Source organism: Pseudomonas sp. (genome assembly GCF_030683065.1).
Taxonomy (GTDB): domain Bacteria; phylum Pseudomonadota; class Gammaproteobacteria; order Pseudomonadales; family Pseudomonadaceae; genus Aquipseudomonas.
Genome location: NZ_JAUXMX010000061.1, coordinates 88,145 through 105,192 on the forward strand (window position 1 = coordinate 88,145; position 17,048 = coordinate 105,192).

The window sequence follows — 17,048 nt, forward strand, 5'->3', positions numbered from 1 at the left end:
ATGAGCCGAAAGTCGAGGATTTGCCGCAGTGATGTTGGATGCACCAGTAGAGCGTTGAGCAGTTTAACGGTCGAGACGCGGTAGCAACTCAACCGTTTCAAGGGCCTGCTGCCTCGTTCAAAACAGGCAAGCCCTTATGACTCGTTAGTCACGGCTACAAGTATACCATTGCACTAAGGTACTGAAGAATGACCTTCTACCTATAGACAAAGGAACAGCTGTCTCGCCTGAATCAAGTGGGTTACGCTCGGGAGAGATACGATTTCTAACCACAAAGCGGAGTCAAGCATGGGATACCAAAAGATCCAGGTGCCAGCAACCGGTGACAAAATCACCGTCAATGCAGATATGTCGCTTAACGTACCGCACAACCCGATCATTCCTTATATCGAGGGCGACGGCATTGGCATCGATATTAGCCCTGTGATGATCAAGGTGGTCGATGCAGCCGTCGAAAAAGCCTACGGCGGCAAGCGCAAAATCTCCTGGATGGAGGTTTATGCGGGCGAGAAAGCCACTCAAGTGTATGACCAGGACACCTGGCTTCCTCAGGAAACCCTGGACGCTGTCAAAGACTATGTCGTATCGATCAAGGGGCCGCTCACCACTCCGGTTGGTGGTGGTATTCGCTCCCTCAACGTGGCTCTGCGCCAGCAACTGGACCTCTATGTTTGCCTGCGCCCAGTGCGCTGGTTCGAGGGCGTACCGAGCCCAGTGAAAAAGCCTGGCGACGTCGATATGACGATCTTCCGGGAAAACTCCGAAGATATTTATGCCGGCATTGAGTGGAAAGCCGGTTCGCCGGAGGCTGATAAAGTCATCAAGTTCCTCAAAGAGGAAATGGGCGTCACCAAGATCCGCTTCGACGAAAACTGCGGTATCGGTATCAAGCCGGTTTCCCGAGAAGGTACCCGTCGACTGGTGCGCAAGGCGCTGCAGTATGTGGTCGATAATGATCGCGACTCGCTGACCATTGTGCATAAAGGCAACATCATGAAGTTCACTGAAGGTGCCTTCAAGGAGTGGGCGTACGAGATTGCTGCTGAAGAGTTTGCCGCAACCCTGCTCGACGGCGGTCCCTGGATGCAGTTCAAGAATCCGAGAACCGGCAAGAACGTGATCGTCAAGGACGCCATCGCCGATGCCATGCTCCAGCAGATCCTGCTGCGCCCGGCTGAGTACGATGTGATCGCCACGCTCAACCTGAATGGTGATTACCTGTCCGATGCCCTGGCAGCCGAAGTGGGTGGTATCGGGATTGCGCCTGGCGCCAACCTGTCCGACAGCATTGCCATGTTCGAAGCGACTCACGGCACCGCGCCGAAGTACGCCGGCAAGGATCAGGTAAATCCGGGTTCGCTGATTCTGTCAGCTGAAATGATGTTGCGGCACATGGGTTGGCTCGAAGCGGCAGACCTGATCATCAAAGGCACCAACGGTGCTATCTCGGCCAAGACAGTGACCTATGACTTTGAGCGTCTGATGGATGGCGCGCAGCTGTTGTCCTGCTCGCAGTTTGGCGACGCCATGATCGCTCATATGTAAGCTGTTCTGTGTTAGCAAAAGGCCAGTCAATTGACTGGCCTTTTTTGTGTCAATCCTGACGCAAGAAGACGCGCGCACCGCTGAGCAGCGTCGCTGACTAAAGCGAAGCGCAAGTGTGTGAGGGAGCCCGCTTAGCGGTCTGGGTGGGCATGCAACCGCGCAGTGGCGTGTGGCCCAGTGCCGAGGTGGCCTGCTTGAGCGCTGCGCGCAAAAGCTGCACCTGCATTTCTTCTGGCTGCAATCTTTCGGATTGCCCAGTGAGGCGATGCATGTGGGGTTGTTTGGTTGGGAGGCGGCCTGTTAAGGCCGCACCCTATGCCTCGGTGGGTGCATCCATGCACCTTGTCGCTGTTGCCCAGCCTTACTTACCGGCCCAGCGTTTAAGCACCAAGGTGGCGTTGGTGCCACCAAAGCCGAAGCTGTTGCTCATTACGGTGTCGATCTTGGCGTTTTCGACGGTGCTGCGCTGGATCGGCAGGTCGGCGATTTCAGGGTCTATTTCGTCGATATTGATCGAGCCGGCAATGAAGTTGCCTTCCATCATCAACATGCAGTAGATCGCTTCCTGCACGCCAGCGGCGCCCAGGGAGTGACCGGTCAGGCTCTTGGTCGAGCTGATGGCCGGAGCCTTGGCGCCGAATACTTCACGTACTGCGCGGCTTTCTGCGACGTCGCCGACCGGAGTCGAGGTGCCGTGGGTGTTCAGGTAATCAATCGGTGTATCGACGGTAGCCAGCGCTTGCTGCATGCAGCGCACGGCACCTTCGCCGCTCGGAGCAACCATGTCGTAGCCGTCGGAAGTGGCGCCGTAACCGACGATTTCCGCGTAGATCTTGGCGCCGCGCTTGAGTGCATGCTCCAGCTCTTCAACCACTACCATGCCGCCGCCGCCGGCGATGACGAACCCGTCACGCTTGGCGTCGTAGGCGCGCGAGGCTTTTTCCGGGGTGTCGTTGTACTGAGTGGAGAGGGCGCCCATGGCGTCGAACAGGAAGCTCTGGGTCCAGTGTTCTTCTTCGCCGCCGCCGGCAAACACCATGTCCTGCTTGCCCATCTGGATCTGCTCCATGGCGCTGCCGATGCAATGAGCACTGGTGGCGCAGGCAGACGAGATGGAGTAGTTGACGCCCTTGATCTTGAACGGCGTTGCCAGGCATGCGGATACGGTGCTGCCCATGGTGCGTGGTACACGGTAAGGGCCGACACGCTTGACGCCCTTCTCGCGCATGATATCCAGTGCTTCCATTTGGTTGAACGTGGAAGCGCCGCCGGAACCGGCAATCAAGCCGACGCGCGGGTTGGAAACGTCTTCAGCGCTGAGCCCGGAGTCCTTGATAGCCTGTTCCATGGACAGGTAGGCGAAAGCTGCTGCATCGCCCATGAAGCGAAAGACTTTGCGGTCGATCAGTTCTTCGAGTTTCAGATCAATAGAGCCGGACACCTGGCTACGCAGGCCCATCTCGGCGTATTCCGGATTGAAACGGATACCTGCCCGGCCAGCGCGAAGATTGGCGGAGACGGTTTCTTTATCATTGCCCAGGCAGGAGACGATGCCCAGACCGGTAATCACGACGCGACGCATGGGGGAATCCTTTAAAAACTGTCGGTAGATGTGAACAGGCCGACACGCAGGCCTTCGGCACTGTAGATCTCGCGGCCATCGACACTCACGCTGCCGTCGGCGATAGCCAGGACCAAGGAGCGGGCGATGGTGCGCTTGATATGAATGTTATAGGTAACCTTCTTGGCGGTCGGCAGGACCTGACCAAAGAACTTCACTTCACCCGAGCCCAGGGCGCGACCGCGGCCGGGATTGCCCTGCCAGCCGAGGTGAAAGCCAACCAGCTGCCACATGGCGTCGAGGCCCAGGCAACCAGGCATTACCGGATCACCTTCGAAATGGCAGGCGAAGAACCACAGGTCCGGGGTTATATCGAGCTCGGCGACTATTTCGCCCTTGCCGTACTTGCCGCCGGTATCGCTGATGTGAGTGATGCGGTCGATCATCAGCATGTTCGGCGCGGGCAGTTGCGCATTACCTGGGCCGAACAGTTCGCCGCGGCTGCAGCGCAACAGATCATCCCGGGTGAAGGCGTTTTGTTTGGTCATGCGAGCTCCTCAAAATATCCCATGCGCCAAGGCTGGGTGGATCGTCCTGGCCGGTCACGCCGCTATTGTGCGTCTACCGATAGCCTAGTCATAGACTGTTGCGTTGTGGTGAAAGTCACAGCGCGCTGAGTACAGCGCTATTTCATCCCCGACATCTTGCCACAGAGGGGCGTGTTGGTAAGCCCATGTACGTCAAGCCTGAACACTTTAACAGACCGTTGAAAAACAACTGCGCTCGGCTATGTGGCTATGTTGATGTGCAGCGCTGCGGCATGCTGTGAAATCAACGGTTGGCCCGTGGCGAGCGAAGCGAGTCAATTAACTAGCGCGCCCCGAAGGCCGAGTGACACGAGTAATGTTCATGTACAGCACGTGCGCTCAACTACTAGGCAGTCCAGTCCGCTTCCTCGGCCGCCTGCGTCTTGCCTCGCCATCGAGCGCTACATTTTTTAACGGCCTGTTAGCTGTCTGGGCAGCTGGTTTAGGGGCCAGGTGGCAGCCAGTTAAGTAGTATCCGTTGCAGATCGGCGCGCTTGAAGGGTTTGGCCAGGTAGTCATTCATGCCTGCATCCAGGCAGGTTTCGCGGTCGCCTTGCAAGGCATTGGCGGTGAGGGCAATGATCGGTATGTCTGCCCGGCCGTCGAGGAGTCGGATGCGCCGGGTGGCGTCATAACCATCAAGGATCGGCAAGCGGCAATCCATCAGGATGGCGGCAAAGTGCTCGCGCTCGACACTTTGCACTGCCTGCGCGCCGTCGCAGGCCAGGCGAACCTGGTACCCGAGGCTGCGTAGCATGGCTTCGATCACGGTTTGGTTAACTGGGTTGTCTTCGACCAGTAGCACCACTTGTCCTTGCCCCTGGTCGACTTTATTGGCGATGCCCAGGCTTGCATGCCGCAACTGGCGCGAGAAGGGCAAGGGTATCTCCAGGGTGAATACCGAGCCCTGCTGCTCCTGGCTTATGGCGCGCAAGGTGCCGCCCATGCGTTCGGCCAGGGTGCGGGCAATCGGCAGGCCCAGGCCTGTGCCGCCATAGCGCCGGGAGATCGAGGTATCCGCTTGCTGAAAGGCATCGAACATGTGCTCCAGGCGTTCGGCTGATACGCCGATGCCCGTGTCATGCACCGAGCAAGTGAGCCACATCACGTGGTTGTCCAGCGCTTTCCAGCAGATATCTACGCGGATGCTCCCTGTTTCAGTGAACTTCAGCGCATTACCAATCAGGTTGACCAGAATCTGTCGAATACGGGTTGGGTCGCCTTGTACTTCAAGCGATTCCAGGCCGCCCGGGGTGTTCAGTTGCAGCTCCAGGCCGCGTTGTTGGGCGCTGTGCTGAAACATATGTACACAAGTCTGCAGCAGCTCCAGCACGTTGAAAGGGATGCACTCCAGCTCCAGGGCGCCGCGCTCGATACGTGAGAAGTCGAGAATGTCATTGATGACTTTCAGCAGGTGTTCGGTGGATTCGGCCGCCAGCGCCGCATATTCCGCCTGCTCCTGGGTCATTTGAGTAGTTTCCAGCAGTTGCAGCATGCCCAGCACCCCATTCATGGGGGTGCGCAGTTCGTGGCTCATCATGGCCAGGAAGTCGGATTTTGCACTGTTGGCCTGCTCCGACTCCTCGCGTGCCTTGATCAGCAGCGCAATGGCCTGCTCTTGCTCGCGGCTGGCGTGATTCAGGCCATTGGCCAGGTTGTTGATGTGTTGAGCCAGGACGCCCAGTTCACCATCTTCGATTTCGGGCAGGGTGGTGCTGTAATCGCCGCCCTGAATCGCTGTGACTGCAGTGCTCATCGCGCTGAGTGGGCGTGACAGCTGTCTTGCCAGGCGGCGTGCCAGGATGAAAGTCAGGAACAGAGCCAGTAGCGCCAGTGCTGCAGCTTTAAAAAGGATTTCCTGTTGGCGGGTGTTGAAGGCGTCATTAGACATGCCGACCACTACGCGACCGAGATCTTGTTCGACTGCTTGTATCGGATCAGTAACCCGGGGCTGCAGAAAGTCGCTATCCAGCGTGATTCGCTGCAGGCGAATGGGCGCGTGGAAGAGATCCACCTGCGTGTTGCCTTGCCCATTGCTGTTGGGTCGTTCGACATACACCAGGATATTGTCGGCGTGGTCACGCACTTCGAGGAAGCGCACGTGTGGTGTCTTCAGGGTGGCCTGCAACAGAGCGTCGAGCACTTCCAGGTTGCCAGAAATGACACCGTATTCGGTTGCCGGAGCCAGCTGGCTAGCAATCAGCTGGCCGGTGTGGTCAAGCTCTTGGCGCAGATCCTGTAAGCGCACAAAGGTGAAAAAACCGGTCAGCAGCAGGGTCATCAATAGCGCCGGACCGACACTGATCAACTGCGTGCGGGTATGGATATCCCAGCCGCGGCTCAGCTTCATGGGGTTTCTCCTTCAGCCACTTGTTGCGCCAGGCTGACGTCATCGGCCAGTTGAATGGCTAATGCACGGGCCACCTGACGGTTGCCAAGTACCTTGAAATAGGCAGGGTAAGCGCTGCGCGGCCAGCTCTGCGGGGGCTGATCGAGCAGTTGTTCGAGGCTGTTCAGCCAGTCTTGCTGGTCGCTGTAAATGCTTGCCAGGCTGCCGGCGCGGACGAAGCTGGCGCTGGGGCCGATGAGCGCGCGCTGTTGGGCGTAGCTGGTAAGCAGCAGATTTTTGGCTGTACGTGGGTTGAACAGGTCGTCATCGTTCACACCGTACAACAGGTCGCTGCTTTGCAGCAGGGCCAGCAAGGGCCGGTTGTCACGATTATCCGGCCAGGCCTGTTCGACGATCTTGAGCCCTAGAGGCGCGGCGGCATGGCGCAGTTCGTCGAGCAGGAACTGGCTGTGCTGATCGTAGAGCACGCCGATCCGTTGCGCTTGGGGCAAGAGCAAGCGCGTCAGGCGCAGTTGGCGGGTGGGTGCCGGATCGCTCCAGAGCAGGCTGAGCTGTGCCGGGCGGTGATTGCCGAGGCGCTCTTGGGCATCTACTCGACTGATTCGCAGGATTAGGGTCGGCGGGCCTGCGGGTGTGCTCAGGCGCCATTCGAGAGCTTGCAGGTCGAGCAGGATCAGGCGCGTGTCGTCGGGGATTTGCTCGGGATTTGGCAATTCTGCCAGCGGCCGGAACTGCACCCGATCGTGGGGGCGCATATCCGCCAGCGCGGCGCTGAACGCGCGGATGGACGGGTTGTCATCAGCGCCGCTTATGAGGATCTCGGCCGCCCGCAGCGGGCCACTGCATAGCAGGCAGCAAACCAGAAGCCAGTGGCGCATCCATAAAGACCGCTTGGAACTCATCCGTGAGAGGGGGTATTGCATCCTAAAACTCTAGCTCCGCGCTGAAATACAGCAGGTTTCGTTCGTCGTAGTTGTTTTCTTGCCAGCTCAGCGGTTCATCGTCGAGGCGTTGTTGCATCACCCCAGCCAGTTCCAAGGCTGCGCTGCCAATGGCAATGCGTTTGGCCACACGCAAATCCAATCGTTCGAAACGGTATTGATTGAGTTGGTCGGCGCCGTAATAGAACAATGCGCTCGACCAACCCTGGCCCCAGTCGCGCAACCAGCCGGCCGAGCCGCTGTTGCGTGGCGTAAGGCGCCGATCGATGCGGTGGCTGGCGTCGTAATCAATGTAGGCGTAGCCGAGGCGCAGGCGGTCGCGTATGCCCAGTTGCCAGTTCAACTCGCTCTCGGCACCTTTCAAGCGCAGGTGATTGTTGTTGGTAGGTGCGAATTGATAAACCTTGAGTGGTTCGCTGATCATGTTGTCGATTTCGTCATAAAACAGTTTGACGTCGAGGGTTAGTCCGATGTTGCTGAAATGACCGTTGTAACCGACTTCGCGCGAGCGCATGACCTCCTGCTCAAGGTTGCCAGGGCCTGACGCCTTGGCGAAATAGTAGGCCTCGCTTTGGCCGAGCGCCGCCGGGCGCAGGTCGCGCACACGGTATTGCCAGTGTGCATGGTTCTCGAACATATCCGGCGTGCGCACCGCTTCGGAATACACCGCACGCAGGCCGTGGGCGGGGGTGATCAGGTAGTTGAGCGCCAGGCGTGGTGACAGCGAGGGGTTTTGCGTGCTGGCGTCCTCGAGCATCGCGCCGCCTTGTAGCAGCCAGTGTTGGTCAACGCGCCATTCGAACTGACTGAACAAGCTCCAGGTGTCTCGTTTGAGTTCGCCATTAAGGTAGGTCTCGGATTCGGCGCGGTCGTGGCGGTAGCTTAGTCCGCTGACCAGGCGCAGGTCATCGGAGATGCTGAAGGTGTCCTGGATTTCCAGATCGAAGCGGTTTTCGCGAGCGTCTTCGTTGATCAGGCCGCAGGCGTGGTTAAACCCCGTCGGGTTAAGCGCTGAAGGGGACTGCGCAAGAATTGCCGCTATCTCAGCCTTTTGTGCGTCTGTACCGGGGAGCGGTAGGTTTTTCTTGATTGCGTCTGCGGTCGCCAGTACATAGCCGGGGTTGCGGCTCCAAAGATCACGCAAGCCTGGGCTGAAAGCCAGCTGACCCTCGCAAGCCCGCCATTGGCGCAGGCGCTCCCATTGCTGCAGGTTGGTCTGTACGTAAAGACTGTGCGCAGGGTTGAGGTCGAGGTTCCAGCGCAGGCTGGTGGCAAAGTCACGGGCGCGTACGTCAGAGTCGCTGGCCTGCTCCCAGGGCTGCGCGGCGATCGGGAAGATGGATTCGTAGCGATTGTCGACCTGGTTAGTGCCTTCCTTGAGCGCTAATTGCCAGTCTATTGACTGGGTCGCGCCGAGTTCCTGGCTGATGCTCAGGTTGAGTCGATTGAGGCGTTTGCTGTCGCGAAAGTTGTTGTTTTCGCCGTCATGGTCAAAACCATCATCGTGTAGACCCGAGAGTGACAGGCGCATGTCACCGTTATCCCAGCCCAGCCCATGGCTGGCATACCAGTCGTCGATGCCGCGTTGGCCGCGTGTGTGTTTCAGGCGTGTGCCATGGCTGTCGCGTGGCGCGCGGGTGAGAATGTTGATCACGGCCATCAGCGCGTTGGCGCCGTAGCTGACGGTGTTCGGGCCGCGGAATACCTCGATGCGGTCGATGTCTTCGATGGCCACGGGGATGTCGCCCCAGTCGACCTGGGCGAAACCTGCGCGATATACCGAACGGCCATCCACCAGCACTTGCAGGCGCCGGGCCTGGTTGGCGCTGCTCCCATGGTAATTGACGGTACTCAGGTTCCCGCTTTGTGGCACCACTTGCATGCCGGGCACCAGGCGCAACAGCTCCGGAATGCTGCGTGCGCCACTGGCTTTGATCAAGGCGCTGTCGAGCACCGTGACGCTGCCCGGAACCGCCGCTGGCGACTGCTTCAGGCGCGTAGCAGTCAGTATTTCTGGCATGGCGTGGTGGTTGTCGAACAGGTCATTGCCCAGCACTTCGCCGGTGGCCATTAATGCCAGCAGCGCCAGGGGGAGTGAGGCACGGGTGTTGTTAGCCACGCTGCGGCCTTGTTCGAGGTGGGGGGCGGCATGTTAACCGAGCTGTAAGGTTTTTTCAGTCGGTGCAGGCACGCTTGAGTGTATTTCTGCCAGTGTGCGCAAGGCGCGGGTCCCAGCTAAAAGCTGGCCGCCGCCACCTCGGGCCGTATAATGCACGCAGACTGCCATTGTGCATGGCCCAAAACGGATACTTTATGACTGAGCAGCAACCCATAGCCGTCCTTGGTGGCGGTAGCTTTGGTACCGCAATTGCGAACCTGCTGGCGGAGAATGGTCAGCATGTATTGCATTGGATGCGCGACCCGGATCAGGTTGAAGCGATCCTTGCTACCCGCGAAAACCCGCGCTACCTCAAAGGGGTGAAAATCCACCCCGGTGTCGAGCCGCTGACTGATCTGGCTGCCACCTTGAGTGCGTGTCTACTGGTATTTGTCGCCCTGCCTTCCAGTGCCTTGCGTCAGGCGCTGCAGCCGGTGGCCGAGCAACTCAGTGGCAAGTTGCTGGTCAGCACCACTAAAGGCATCGAGGCGAATGGTTTCAAGCTGATGAGTCAGGTTCTTGAGGAGATCGTCCCGCAGGCACGTATCGGCGTATTGTCCGGGCCGAATCTGGCCCGAGAAGTCGCCGAACACGCGCTGACTGCTTCGGTGATCGCCAGCGAGGATGAAGAGCTGTGCCTGCGGGTTCAAGAAGCCCTGCATGGCCGGACTTTTCGTGTGTATGCCAGTGGCGACCGCTTCGGTGTCGAACTGGGCGGCGCACTGAAGAATGTCTACGCAATCATCGCCGGCATGGCCTCAGCCATGGGCATGGGCGAGAACACTCGCAGCATGCTGATCACCCGTGCGTTGGCGGAAATGACCCGCTTTGCCGTGCAGTTGGGTGCTAATCCGATGACCTTCCTCGGCCTGGCCGGGGTGGGTGACCTGATTGTCACCTGCTCGTCAGCCAAAAGCCGGAACTATCAGGTTGGTTTCGCCTTGGGCGAGGGCTTGACTCTGGAGGACGCAGTGGAGCGTTTGGGCGAGGTGGCGGAGGGGGTGAATACCATCAAGGTACTCAAGGCCAAGGCTGAGGAATTGCAGATATACATGCCGCTGGTCGCGGGATTGCATGCCATCCTGTTCGAGGGCCGCACGTTGAATCAGGTGATTGAGGCGCTGATGCTTGCCGAGCCCAAGACTGACGTCGATTTCATCCCCACCACGGGTTTCTGACCCGCCACTTAGCAAGGAGATTTTCATGAGCGAAGAGCCCAAAGAGCTGGAACGCGAGTCCATTCTGCTGCGGATTCTCTGGATGGTCGTGTTTCTGATTGTCTGGCAGTTGGCTGAGCTGGTACTCGGTGCCGTGGTCTTGCTGCAGTTGGGCTACCGGCTCTTTTATGGTGCGCCAAGTGCCAGCTTGCTCGGATTTGGTGACAGCTTGAGCCAGTACCTGGCGCAGATTGGCCGGTTCGGCACCTTCAATAGCGAAGAAAAACCATGGCCATTTGCCGACTGGCCGACGCCGCAAGCCCCCCAAGGGCAAGCGCCGCACAGTGTGCCGCCGGCTCCGCATCCGGTGCGAGACGAAGAGCCGAAATTGTGAGGGTTAGTCAGTGAGGTTGTGGTTACTGCGCCACGGCGAGGCCGAAGTTCAGGCGCGCAGCGATGCCGAGCGCGCCTTGACCTCGCGCGGTCGTCAGGAGGTTCGCCAGGCAGCGGTGCAGCTGGAGGGGCGCGTGCTTGGTGCGATCCTGGTCAGCCCTTATGTGCGGGCACAACAAACCGCCGCGTTGGTGTGCAGCGCCCTGGGTTTCACGGGGAGGGTCGATACAGTGCCCTGGCTTACGCCCGACAGTGATCCTCGCGAAGCCCTGCGCCAGCTCGATCAGTACCCTCAAGGCGAGCTCTTGTTGGTGACCCATCAGCCGCTGGTCGGTGCATTGGCCGGCCTGCTGATCCATGGTCATCGTCAGCAGGCCGTGCCAATGCACACCGCCAGCCTCGCCGAGCTGGAGGGTGAGGTGCTGGCCGCCGGCTTGATGGAATTACTGGCCTTGGTGCATCCGCAGCACGGCTGAAGATGAACTACACAGCGAAACATTTCTTCACTTGCAGCCTGCCTTTGTGCGTGGAATAGTCCAACCAAGCAATTGCTTGGTTGGCTCCACAAAAACAACAAAGGAGAATGCCCTGTGGTCGATGCTATCCGCTTGCCGCTGCAAATGTTTTACCAACGTGAAACCCAGCACCCGAATAAGCCCTATATGGTGCAGCCGTTACCTGGCGGACAGCTGGAGGCATTGAGCTGGGCCGATGTCGGTGAGCAAGCTCGCCGCGGTGCTAACTGGTTGCGCGCCCGGGAACTGTCGCCCGGTAGCCGCATTGCGATCATCTCCAAAAACTGTGCGCACTGGATCATTGCCGACCTGGCGATCTGGATGGCCGGGCATGTCTCGGTGCCGCTGTACCCGAACCTGACCGCCGAGTCGGTGCGCCAGGTACTCGAGCATTCCGAGGCAGCGCTGGTGTTCATCGGCAAGCTGGACGACTGGCCGAACATGGCGCCAGGGGTGCCTGCTGATCTGCCAACTATCGGCTTGCCGCTACGCCCGGCAGGGCAGTTCAGTTACGTTTGGGACGATTTGCAAGCGTGTACGCCGATTCAGGACAACCCCATGCCTGCGGCCGATCAGTTGGCCACTATCATTTATACCTCCGGCACTACCGGCACGCCGAAAGGGGTGATGCACAATTTCAGCAACCTCGGGTTTGCCGCCAGCCATGCGACCGAGCTGTTCGGCGTCGGTGAAGATGATCGGGTGCTGTCTTACCTGCCGCTGTGTCATGTGGCCGAGCGGATGTTCGTCGAGATGGCATCGATCTACGCTGGGCAAACGGTATTCTTTGCCGAAAGCCTGGAGACCTTTCTCGAGGATCTCAAGCGTGCCCGGCCGACGGTGATATTCGGGGTGCCGCGGATCTGGACCAAGTTCCAGATGGGGGTTTACAGCAAGATGCCGGCGGCAAGGCTCGACTTCTTGCTCAAGCTGCCGCTGATCGGGCGTCTGGTTGGCAGGAAGGTGCTTGCCGGCCTTGGCCTGGACGCGGTGCGCTATGCGCTGTCTGGCGCCGCGCCCGTCCCCGAAGCGCTACTCAGCTGGTACAAGCGCCTGGGTCTGGATGTGCTTGAGGTCTACGGCATGACCGAGAACTGTGGCTATTCCCATGTTGGTCGGCCAGGGAAGTTCAAACAAGGCTGGATTGGTCAGAACAGCCCCGGCGTGGAGGTGCGCATCGCCGAGGATGGTGAGGTGCAGGTGCGCAGCGGCGCGACCATGCAGGGCTATTACAAGGACCCGCAGAAAACTGCGGAAACTATCACCGCCGACGGCTTCTTGCGTACCGGCGATAAGGGCGAGCAGGACGCCGAAGGCAATTTGCGCCTGACCGGGCGGATCAAGGAAATTTTCAAGACCAGCAAGGGTAAATATGTTGCCCCGGCGCCGATTGAAAACCGTCTGGCCGTGCACCCGCGTATCGAGCAGGTGTGCGTGGTTGGCGATGGCATGGCCCAGCCTATGGCCTTGTGCGTGCTTTCCGAGGTCGGTCGGCTGGAAGTCGTCCGCGGCTCCCGTGGCGACTTGGAAAACAGCCTGAAGAGGCTGCTTGAACAGGTCAACCTGGATCTCGACAAGCACGAGCGGTTGCAGCGCCTGGTCTTGGTCAAGGAAGTCTGGGCGGTGGACAACGGCTTTCTCACCCCGACCCTGAAGATCAAACGCACGGTAGTTGAGGGCGTCTACGGGCCGCACTTCGCCGACTGGGTCGAGCGCCACGAAACGGTGCTGTGGCACGAGTAACCAGTGGCGAGTGTCACGTCAGTTGACCCGTGACGCGACACTCGCCGCCTTTCTTAAGGCTATGTACCAGTTAAGCGTTGTCTCGGTGCTTGGAGGAGTACAGCGCTACTTGCAATTGCAAAGGCCGCAATGTGTAGGGTGCGCTGTGCGCACCAACTCAGACGGCAAATTGCTGGTGCGCACGGCGCACCCTACGGCCTCAGGCCCTCTCACGCTCAGCGGCGAAGCTGAACGCAACAGGCTATTGGTACATAGCCTTTCTTAAACCGAAAGAAGGATTTCCCATGAGCCTGTGGCGCCAGATTCCGGATATCGAACAGCTTAACGCGACCTTGAGCAATACCATCGGCGAGCAGTTGGACATTCGTTTCGAGTCCTTCGATAACGACTCAATGAGTGCCAGCATGGTGGTCGATCCGCGCACTCATCAGCCCTACGGCCTGCTACACGGCGGCGCATCAGTAGTGCTGGCGGAAACCCTCGGCTCCACCGCCAGTTATCTGTGCATCGATAGCAGTCGGTTTTACTGCGTCGGTCTGGAGATCAACGCCAATCACCTGCGCGGTCTGCGCAGTGGGCGGGTTACTGCGGTGGCGCGCGCCGTGCATCTGGGGCGTACCACGCATGTCTGGGATATTCGCCTGAGCGGCGAAGATGGCAAAGTCAGCTGCATCTCACGGCTGACCATGGCCATTGTGCCTCTGAGTGAAAACGGCCCGGCGCAACGCTAAAGCTGCGCCGCGGCAGGCCCGACTGGGCGCGCTGGCGTGGCTCCCCTTGGGTTTGGCCATAGTGCCGTCATTCATTGGCCGATTCGTCATTGCCGTGCTGGCGTTGCTGCCGGACAATCCCCGGATAATTTCGCTAAAGCTGCCGCCATGACTCAGCCCGTGTTTTTCGCTCATGCCAATGGCTTTCCCTCGGCCACCTACGGCAAGTTGTTCGCCGCGCTGGCTCCCGAGTACGGGGTGCTGCATTTGCCGCAACACGCTCACGACCCGCGCTTTCCGGTGAATGACAACTGGGGCAACCTGGTTGATGAGCTGGTGCATCACCTTGAACAACGCGATGAGCCGGTATGGGGCGTCGGTCACTCGCTTGGCGGTGTGCTGCATTACCATGCGGCGCTGCAGCGTCCGGAGTTGTATCGCGGGGTGGTGATGCTCGACTCGCCGGTATTGACCCTGGCCGACCGCATCGTGATTCGCGCCGCCAAGCGCTTTGGTTTTATCGACCGTATCACTCCGGCCGGACGCACCCTGGGCCGACGTGAAGAGTTCGCTGACTTGATCGAGGCGCGCAGCTATTTCGCGGCCAAGAGCCTGTTTCGGCGCTTCGATCCGGAATGCCTGGATGCCTATCTGCAGCATGGCCTGCACGGCAGTGGACAGAAGCTGCGCCTGCGTTTCGATGCAGCCACTGAAATCAGTATCTACCGCAGCGTGCCGCATATCAGCCCGGGTCGCCCGCAACAGTTGCAGGTACCGCTTGCCATGATTCGCGGTCGTCAAAGCCGGGTCGTGCTGCCGCATCATGCACGCCTGATTCGGCGCATGGCCAAGGGTGAATACCTGACCCTGCCCGGCGGGCACATGTTTCCCCTGGAACGGCCTCAGGACACTGCCGAGCTGCTGCGCTCGCTGTTCAAACGCTGGTCCGGTCAATCTGTTGAGGTATCTGCATGAGCCTGCCGTTTGAGGAAGTCCGTCTACGCTTGCCGCACATCGAACTGGCGGCCCACCTGTATGGCCCCCAGGATGGGCAGCCAGTTATTGCCTTGCACGGCTGGCTGGATAACGCCGCGAGTTTCGCCCGGCTGGCGCCCAAGTTGCAGGGCCTGCGCATCGTCGCTGTGGATTTTGCCGGGCATGGCCACTCCGATCACCGTCCTCTGGGAGCCAGCTACGCGATCTGGGACTACGTACATGATGTCTTGCAGGTGGCCGAACAGTTCGGCTGGCAGCGTTTCTCCCTGCTCGGTCACTCCATGGGTGCCATTGTCTCGGTGTTGTTGGCCGGTGCGCTGCCTGAGCGCGTCGAGCGCCTGGCGTTGATCGACGGCTTGATTCCCTTCACCGGTGAGGCCGACAGCGCGCCGCAGAAGCTGGCCGAAGCACTCAAGGCGCAGATGGCGCTGGATGGCAAGCGCAAACCGGTGTACGCCGAGTTCGAGCGTGCGGTCCAGGCGCGCATGCGCGGCAACATTGCAGTCAGTCGCGAGGCGGCCGAGCTGCTGGCCCAGCGCGGGCTGATGCCAGTGCCTGGCGGCTTCACCTGGCGCACCGATAGCCGCCTGACGTTGCCATCGCCGCTGCGTCTTACTCGTGCCCACGCCATGGCTTTTGTCCAGCGCCTGGAATGCCCGGTTAGCCTGGTGTTGGCGGAGCAGGGCATGCTTCACCAGCAGCCGGATTTTGCCCAGCTGGTGAGTGGCTTGTCGATCGATCTGACGCATCTACCGGGCGGGCATCATTTGCATCTGGATGACGAGGCTGGCGCACAGCTCGTAGCAGACTGTTTCAATCCTTTCTTACGCTCGTCTTGACTTGCCAAAGCCAACTGGGGAAGGTGTGGCCGATTGCAATGGAGAATCGCATGATCGATCTTTACACCGCAGCGACCCCAAATGGCCACAAGGCGTCCATCGCGCTTGAGGAGTTGCAGCTGCCTTATAGTCTGCATGCGCTGAGTTTTGAGCGTAAAGAGCAGAAGACTCCGGCGTTCCTCAAGATCAATCCCAATGGTCGGATCCCGGCCATCGTCGACCGTGATAACGACGATTTCGCGGTATTCGAGTCTGGCGCCATCCTGATCTACCTTGCCGAACTGACCGGGCAACTGCTGCCGCAGGACCCTAAGGGCCGTTCACAGGTGTTGCAGTGGCTGATGTTCCAGATGGGCGGTGTTGGCCCGATGCAGGGTCAGGCCAATGTGTTCTTCCGTTATTTTCCCGAGAAGTTGCAAGGCCCGATCGACCGCTACCAGCGTGAAACCCGGCGCCTTTACGAGGTAATGGACCGACGTCTGGGTGAAGCCGAGTACCTGGCGGGCGACTACAGCATCGCAGATATAGCCACGTACCCTTGGGTACACATCCATGACTGGTCGGGTGTCTCTGTTGATGGCCTGGAGAACTTGCAACGCTGGGTCGCGGCACTCGAGAGTCGCCCGGCGGTGCAGCGCGGCATGCTCGTGCCGCGTCGCGAAGTGCTTGACGACAGTGTGGTGAAAGCCGCCCAGTCGATGCTTATCCAATGAGGGCTCATATGCGTTGGTTCAGTCTGTTGGGTGGGGTATTGGCAAGTGCAACGGTTGTAGCCGCTGATGTTGCTGGCAGCCGTGATCTTGAGGTGTTACCGCGTTTTCCCGGTAGCCAGATAGTAAGTTTTAGCGAGGCCGCGGAGCAGGAAAGGGTCTACCCGCAGGGCGCGATTCGCCGCATCAGTGGTCGCTTGCGCTATGAGCGCGAGGTGCAAACGGAGGGGCTGCTGACCACGCTGACGTATGAATTACCGCGCACCCACTCGGCCAATGAAGTTTTCACAGCTGCCCGCGAAGCCTTGCAGGCTCAGGACGCCGAGTTGCTTTACTGGTGCCAGGGGCGCGAGTGCGGATCAAGTAGCCTGTGGGCCAATGCGGTGTTCGATAATCGCATTCTGTATGGCTCCGATGATCAGCAGGCTTATGTGTTGATGCGTTTGGCCGAGCCGCGGCAAGACAGTTTGCTGGCGCTCTACAGCATCACGCGGGGTAATAAACGCGCTTACTTGCATGCCGAGCTGCTAGCCGCCAATGCACCGCTGGCGGAAGTGCTGCCAACGCCCGCCACCTTGCTGCGCCAGCTGAATGATGGGGGCGAGTTGCGCCTGCCCAAGCACGAGGAACCTAGCGACGTCTGGGCGACATTGCTGGCGCGTAGTCTGAACCTTAACAGTACCTTGCGTGTCAGCCTTTCCGGCCCTCAGGCAGAAGCCTGGCGTCAGGCGCTGGTCGAGCAGCGGGTAAGGGCCGCACGGCTGGAATTGGGCGATACCTCGGTTGAAGGTTTGCGCATCAACGTTCTACGCTGAGCGCCTGGCACGCGGGCCTTGAAGGCGC

Annotated in this window: 15 protein-coding genes; 10 read left to right on the forward strand and 5 right to left on the reverse strand. The window is 59.6% G+C overall.

Annotation, left to right across the window (positions count from 1 at the left end; all coding sequences use genetic code 11):
- Positions 1-288: 288 nt before the first annotated feature.
- Positions 289-1,545, forward strand: coding sequence for an NADP-dependent isocitrate dehydrogenase (gene icd, locus Q8K09_RS19010; RefSeq protein ID WP_305256552.1), 1,257 nt, complete (start codon positions 289-291; stop codon positions 1,543-1,545).
- Between the two features lie 361 nt (positions 1,546-1,906).
- Here the strand turns inward: icd and fabB are convergent, their stop codons facing one another.
- The 5 genes from fabB to Q8K09_RS19035 form a co-directional block, all read right to left on the reverse strand.
- Positions 1,907-3,127, reverse strand: coding sequence for a beta-ketoacyl-ACP synthase I (gene fabB, locus Q8K09_RS19015; protein WP_305256553.1), 1,221 nt, complete (start codon positions 3,125-3,127; stop codon positions 1,907-1,909).
- 11 nt (positions 3,128-3,138) lie between these two features.
- Positions 3,139-3,654: a 3-hydroxyacyl-[acyl-carrier-protein] dehydratase FabA gene (gene fabA, locus Q8K09_RS19020; RefSeq protein ID WP_305256554.1), complete on the reverse strand. Its 516-nt coding sequence runs from the start codon at positions 3,652-3,654 to the stop codon at positions 3,139-3,141.
- Between the two features lie 481 nt (positions 3,655-4,135).
- Entirely contained in the window at positions 4,136-6,043 is a 1,908-nt protein-coding gene (locus tag Q8K09_RS19025; RefSeq protein WP_305256555.1) for an ATP-binding protein, read from the reverse strand.
- Complete coding sequence (locus tag Q8K09_RS19030; protein ID WP_305256556.1) at positions 6,040-6,921, reverse strand: ABC transporter substrate-binding protein; 882 nt, start codon at positions 6,919-6,921, stop codon at positions 6,040-6,042. The genes Q8K09_RS19025 and Q8K09_RS19030 overlap by 4 nt, the downstream gene beginning before the upstream one ends.
- A gap of 46 nt (positions 6,922-6,967) precedes the next feature.
- The gene (locus tag Q8K09_RS19035) at positions 6,968-9,055 is read right to left on the reverse strand and encodes a TonB-dependent siderophore receptor (protein WP_305256623.1); all 2,088 of its coding nucleotides are present in this window, start codon (positions 9,053-9,055) and stop codon (positions 6,968-6,970) included.
- Between the two features lie 242 nt (positions 9,056-9,297).
- Here Q8K09_RS19035 and Q8K09_RS19040 point away from each other — a divergent pair, with 242 nt between their 5' ends.
- From Q8K09_RS19040 to Q8K09_RS19080, 9 genes are all read left to right on the forward strand, one after another.
- The gene (locus tag Q8K09_RS19040; RefSeq protein WP_305256557.1) at positions 9,298-10,320 is read left to right on the forward strand and encodes an NAD(P)H-dependent glycerol-3-phosphate dehydrogenase; all 1,023 of its coding nucleotides are present in this window, start codon (positions 9,298-9,300) and stop codon (positions 10,318-10,320) included.
- A 25-nt stretch (positions 10,321-10,345) separates the two neighbouring features.
- Positions 10,346-10,693: a DUF4389 domain-containing protein gene (locus Q8K09_RS19045; protein ID WP_305256558.1), complete on the forward strand. Its 348-nt coding sequence runs from the start codon at positions 10,346-10,348 to the stop codon at positions 10,691-10,693.
- Between the two features lie 10 nt (positions 10,694-10,703).
- Entirely contained in the window at positions 10,704-11,168 is a 465-nt protein-coding gene (gene sixA, locus Q8K09_RS19050) for a phosphohistidine phosphatase SixA (protein WP_305256559.1), read from the forward strand.
- Between the two features lie 114 nt (positions 11,169-11,282).
- On the forward strand, positions 11,283-12,950 hold the full coding sequence (locus Q8K09_RS19055; RefSeq protein WP_305256560.1) for an AMP-binding protein: 1,668 nt from the start codon (positions 11,283-11,285) through the stop codon (positions 12,948-12,950).
- A gap of 284 nt (positions 12,951-13,234) precedes the next feature.
- Positions 13,235-13,681, forward strand: coding sequence for a hotdog fold thioesterase (locus Q8K09_RS19060; RefSeq protein ID WP_305256561.1), 447 nt, complete (start codon positions 13,235-13,237; stop codon positions 13,679-13,681).
- 147 nt (positions 13,682-13,828) lie between these two features.
- On the forward strand, positions 13,829-14,635 hold the full coding sequence (locus tag Q8K09_RS19065; RefSeq protein WP_305256562.1) for an alpha/beta fold hydrolase: 807 nt from the start codon (positions 13,829-13,831) through the stop codon (positions 14,633-14,635).
- Positions 14,632-15,495 (forward strand): alpha/beta fold hydrolase, encoded by an 864-nt coding sequence (locus tag Q8K09_RS19070; protein WP_305256563.1) that lies wholly within the window; start codon positions 14,632-14,634, stop codon positions 15,493-15,495. Before Q8K09_RS19065 ends, Q8K09_RS19070 begins: the two co-directional genes overlap by 4 nt.
- A gap of 50 nt (positions 15,496-15,545) precedes the next feature.
- A complete protein-coding gene (locus Q8K09_RS19075) occupies positions 15,546-16,208 on the forward strand; it encodes a glutathione S-transferase family protein (RefSeq protein WP_305256564.1) in 663 nt (220 codons plus the stop codon).
- 8 nt (positions 16,209-16,216) lie between these two features.
- Complete coding sequence (locus Q8K09_RS19080; protein ID WP_305256565.1) at positions 16,217-17,020, forward strand: DUF4892 domain-containing protein; 804 nt, start codon at positions 16,217-16,219, stop codon at positions 17,018-17,020.
- Positions 17,021-17,048: the final 28 nt, after the last annotated feature.

Bases quoted from the DNA above. Each gene is read 5' to 3' on its own strand.
- fabB (WP_305256553.1), bottom strand. From the start codon at position 3,127: ATGCGTCGCGTCGTGATTACCGGTCTGGGCATCGTCTCCTGCCTGGGC.
- Q8K09_RS19075 (WP_305256564.1), top strand. From the start codon at position 15,546: ATGATCGATCTTTACACCGCAGCGACCCCAAATGGCCACAAGGCGTCC.
- Q8K09_RS19030 (WP_305256556.1), bottom strand. From the start codon at position 6,921: ATGCGCCACTGGCTTCTGGTTTGCTGCCTGCTATGCAGTGGCCCGCTG.
- Q8K09_RS19060 (WP_305256561.1), top strand. From the start codon at position 13,235: ATGAGCCTGTGGCGCCAGATTCCGGATATCGAACAGCTTAACGCGACC.
- Q8K09_RS19065 (WP_305256562.1), top strand. From the start codon at position 13,829: ATGACTCAGCCCGTGTTTTTCGCTCATGCCAATGGCTTTCCCTCGGCC.
- icd (WP_305256552.1), top strand. From the start codon at position 289: ATGGGATACCAAAAGATCCAGGTGCCAGCAACCGGTGACAAAATCACC.
- Q8K09_RS19040 (WP_305256557.1), top strand. From the start codon at position 9,298: ATGACTGAGCAGCAACCCATAGCCGTCCTTGGTGGCGGTAGCTTTGGT.
- Q8K09_RS19035 (WP_305256623.1), bottom strand. From the start codon at position 9,055: ATGGCCACCGGCGAAGTGCTGGGCAATGACCTGTTCGACAACCACCAC.
- fabA (WP_305256554.1), bottom strand. From the start codon at position 3,654: ATGACCAAACAAAACGCCTTCACCCGGGATGATCTGTTGCGCTGCAGC.
- Q8K09_RS19045 (WP_305256558.1), top strand. From the start codon at position 10,346: ATGAGCGAAGAGCCCAAAGAGCTGGAACGCGAGTCCATTCTGCTGCGG.
- Q8K09_RS19025 (WP_305256555.1), bottom strand. From the start codon at position 6,043: ATGAAGCTGAGCCGCGGCTGGGATATCCATACCCGCACGCAGTTGATC.
- Q8K09_RS19080 (WP_305256565.1), top strand. From the start codon at position 16,217: ATGCGTTGGTTCAGTCTGTTGGGTGGGGTATTGGCAAGTGCAACGGTT.
- Q8K09_RS19070 (WP_305256563.1), top strand. From the start codon at position 14,632: ATGAGCCTGCCGTTTGAGGAAGTCCGTCTACGCTTGCCGCACATCGAA.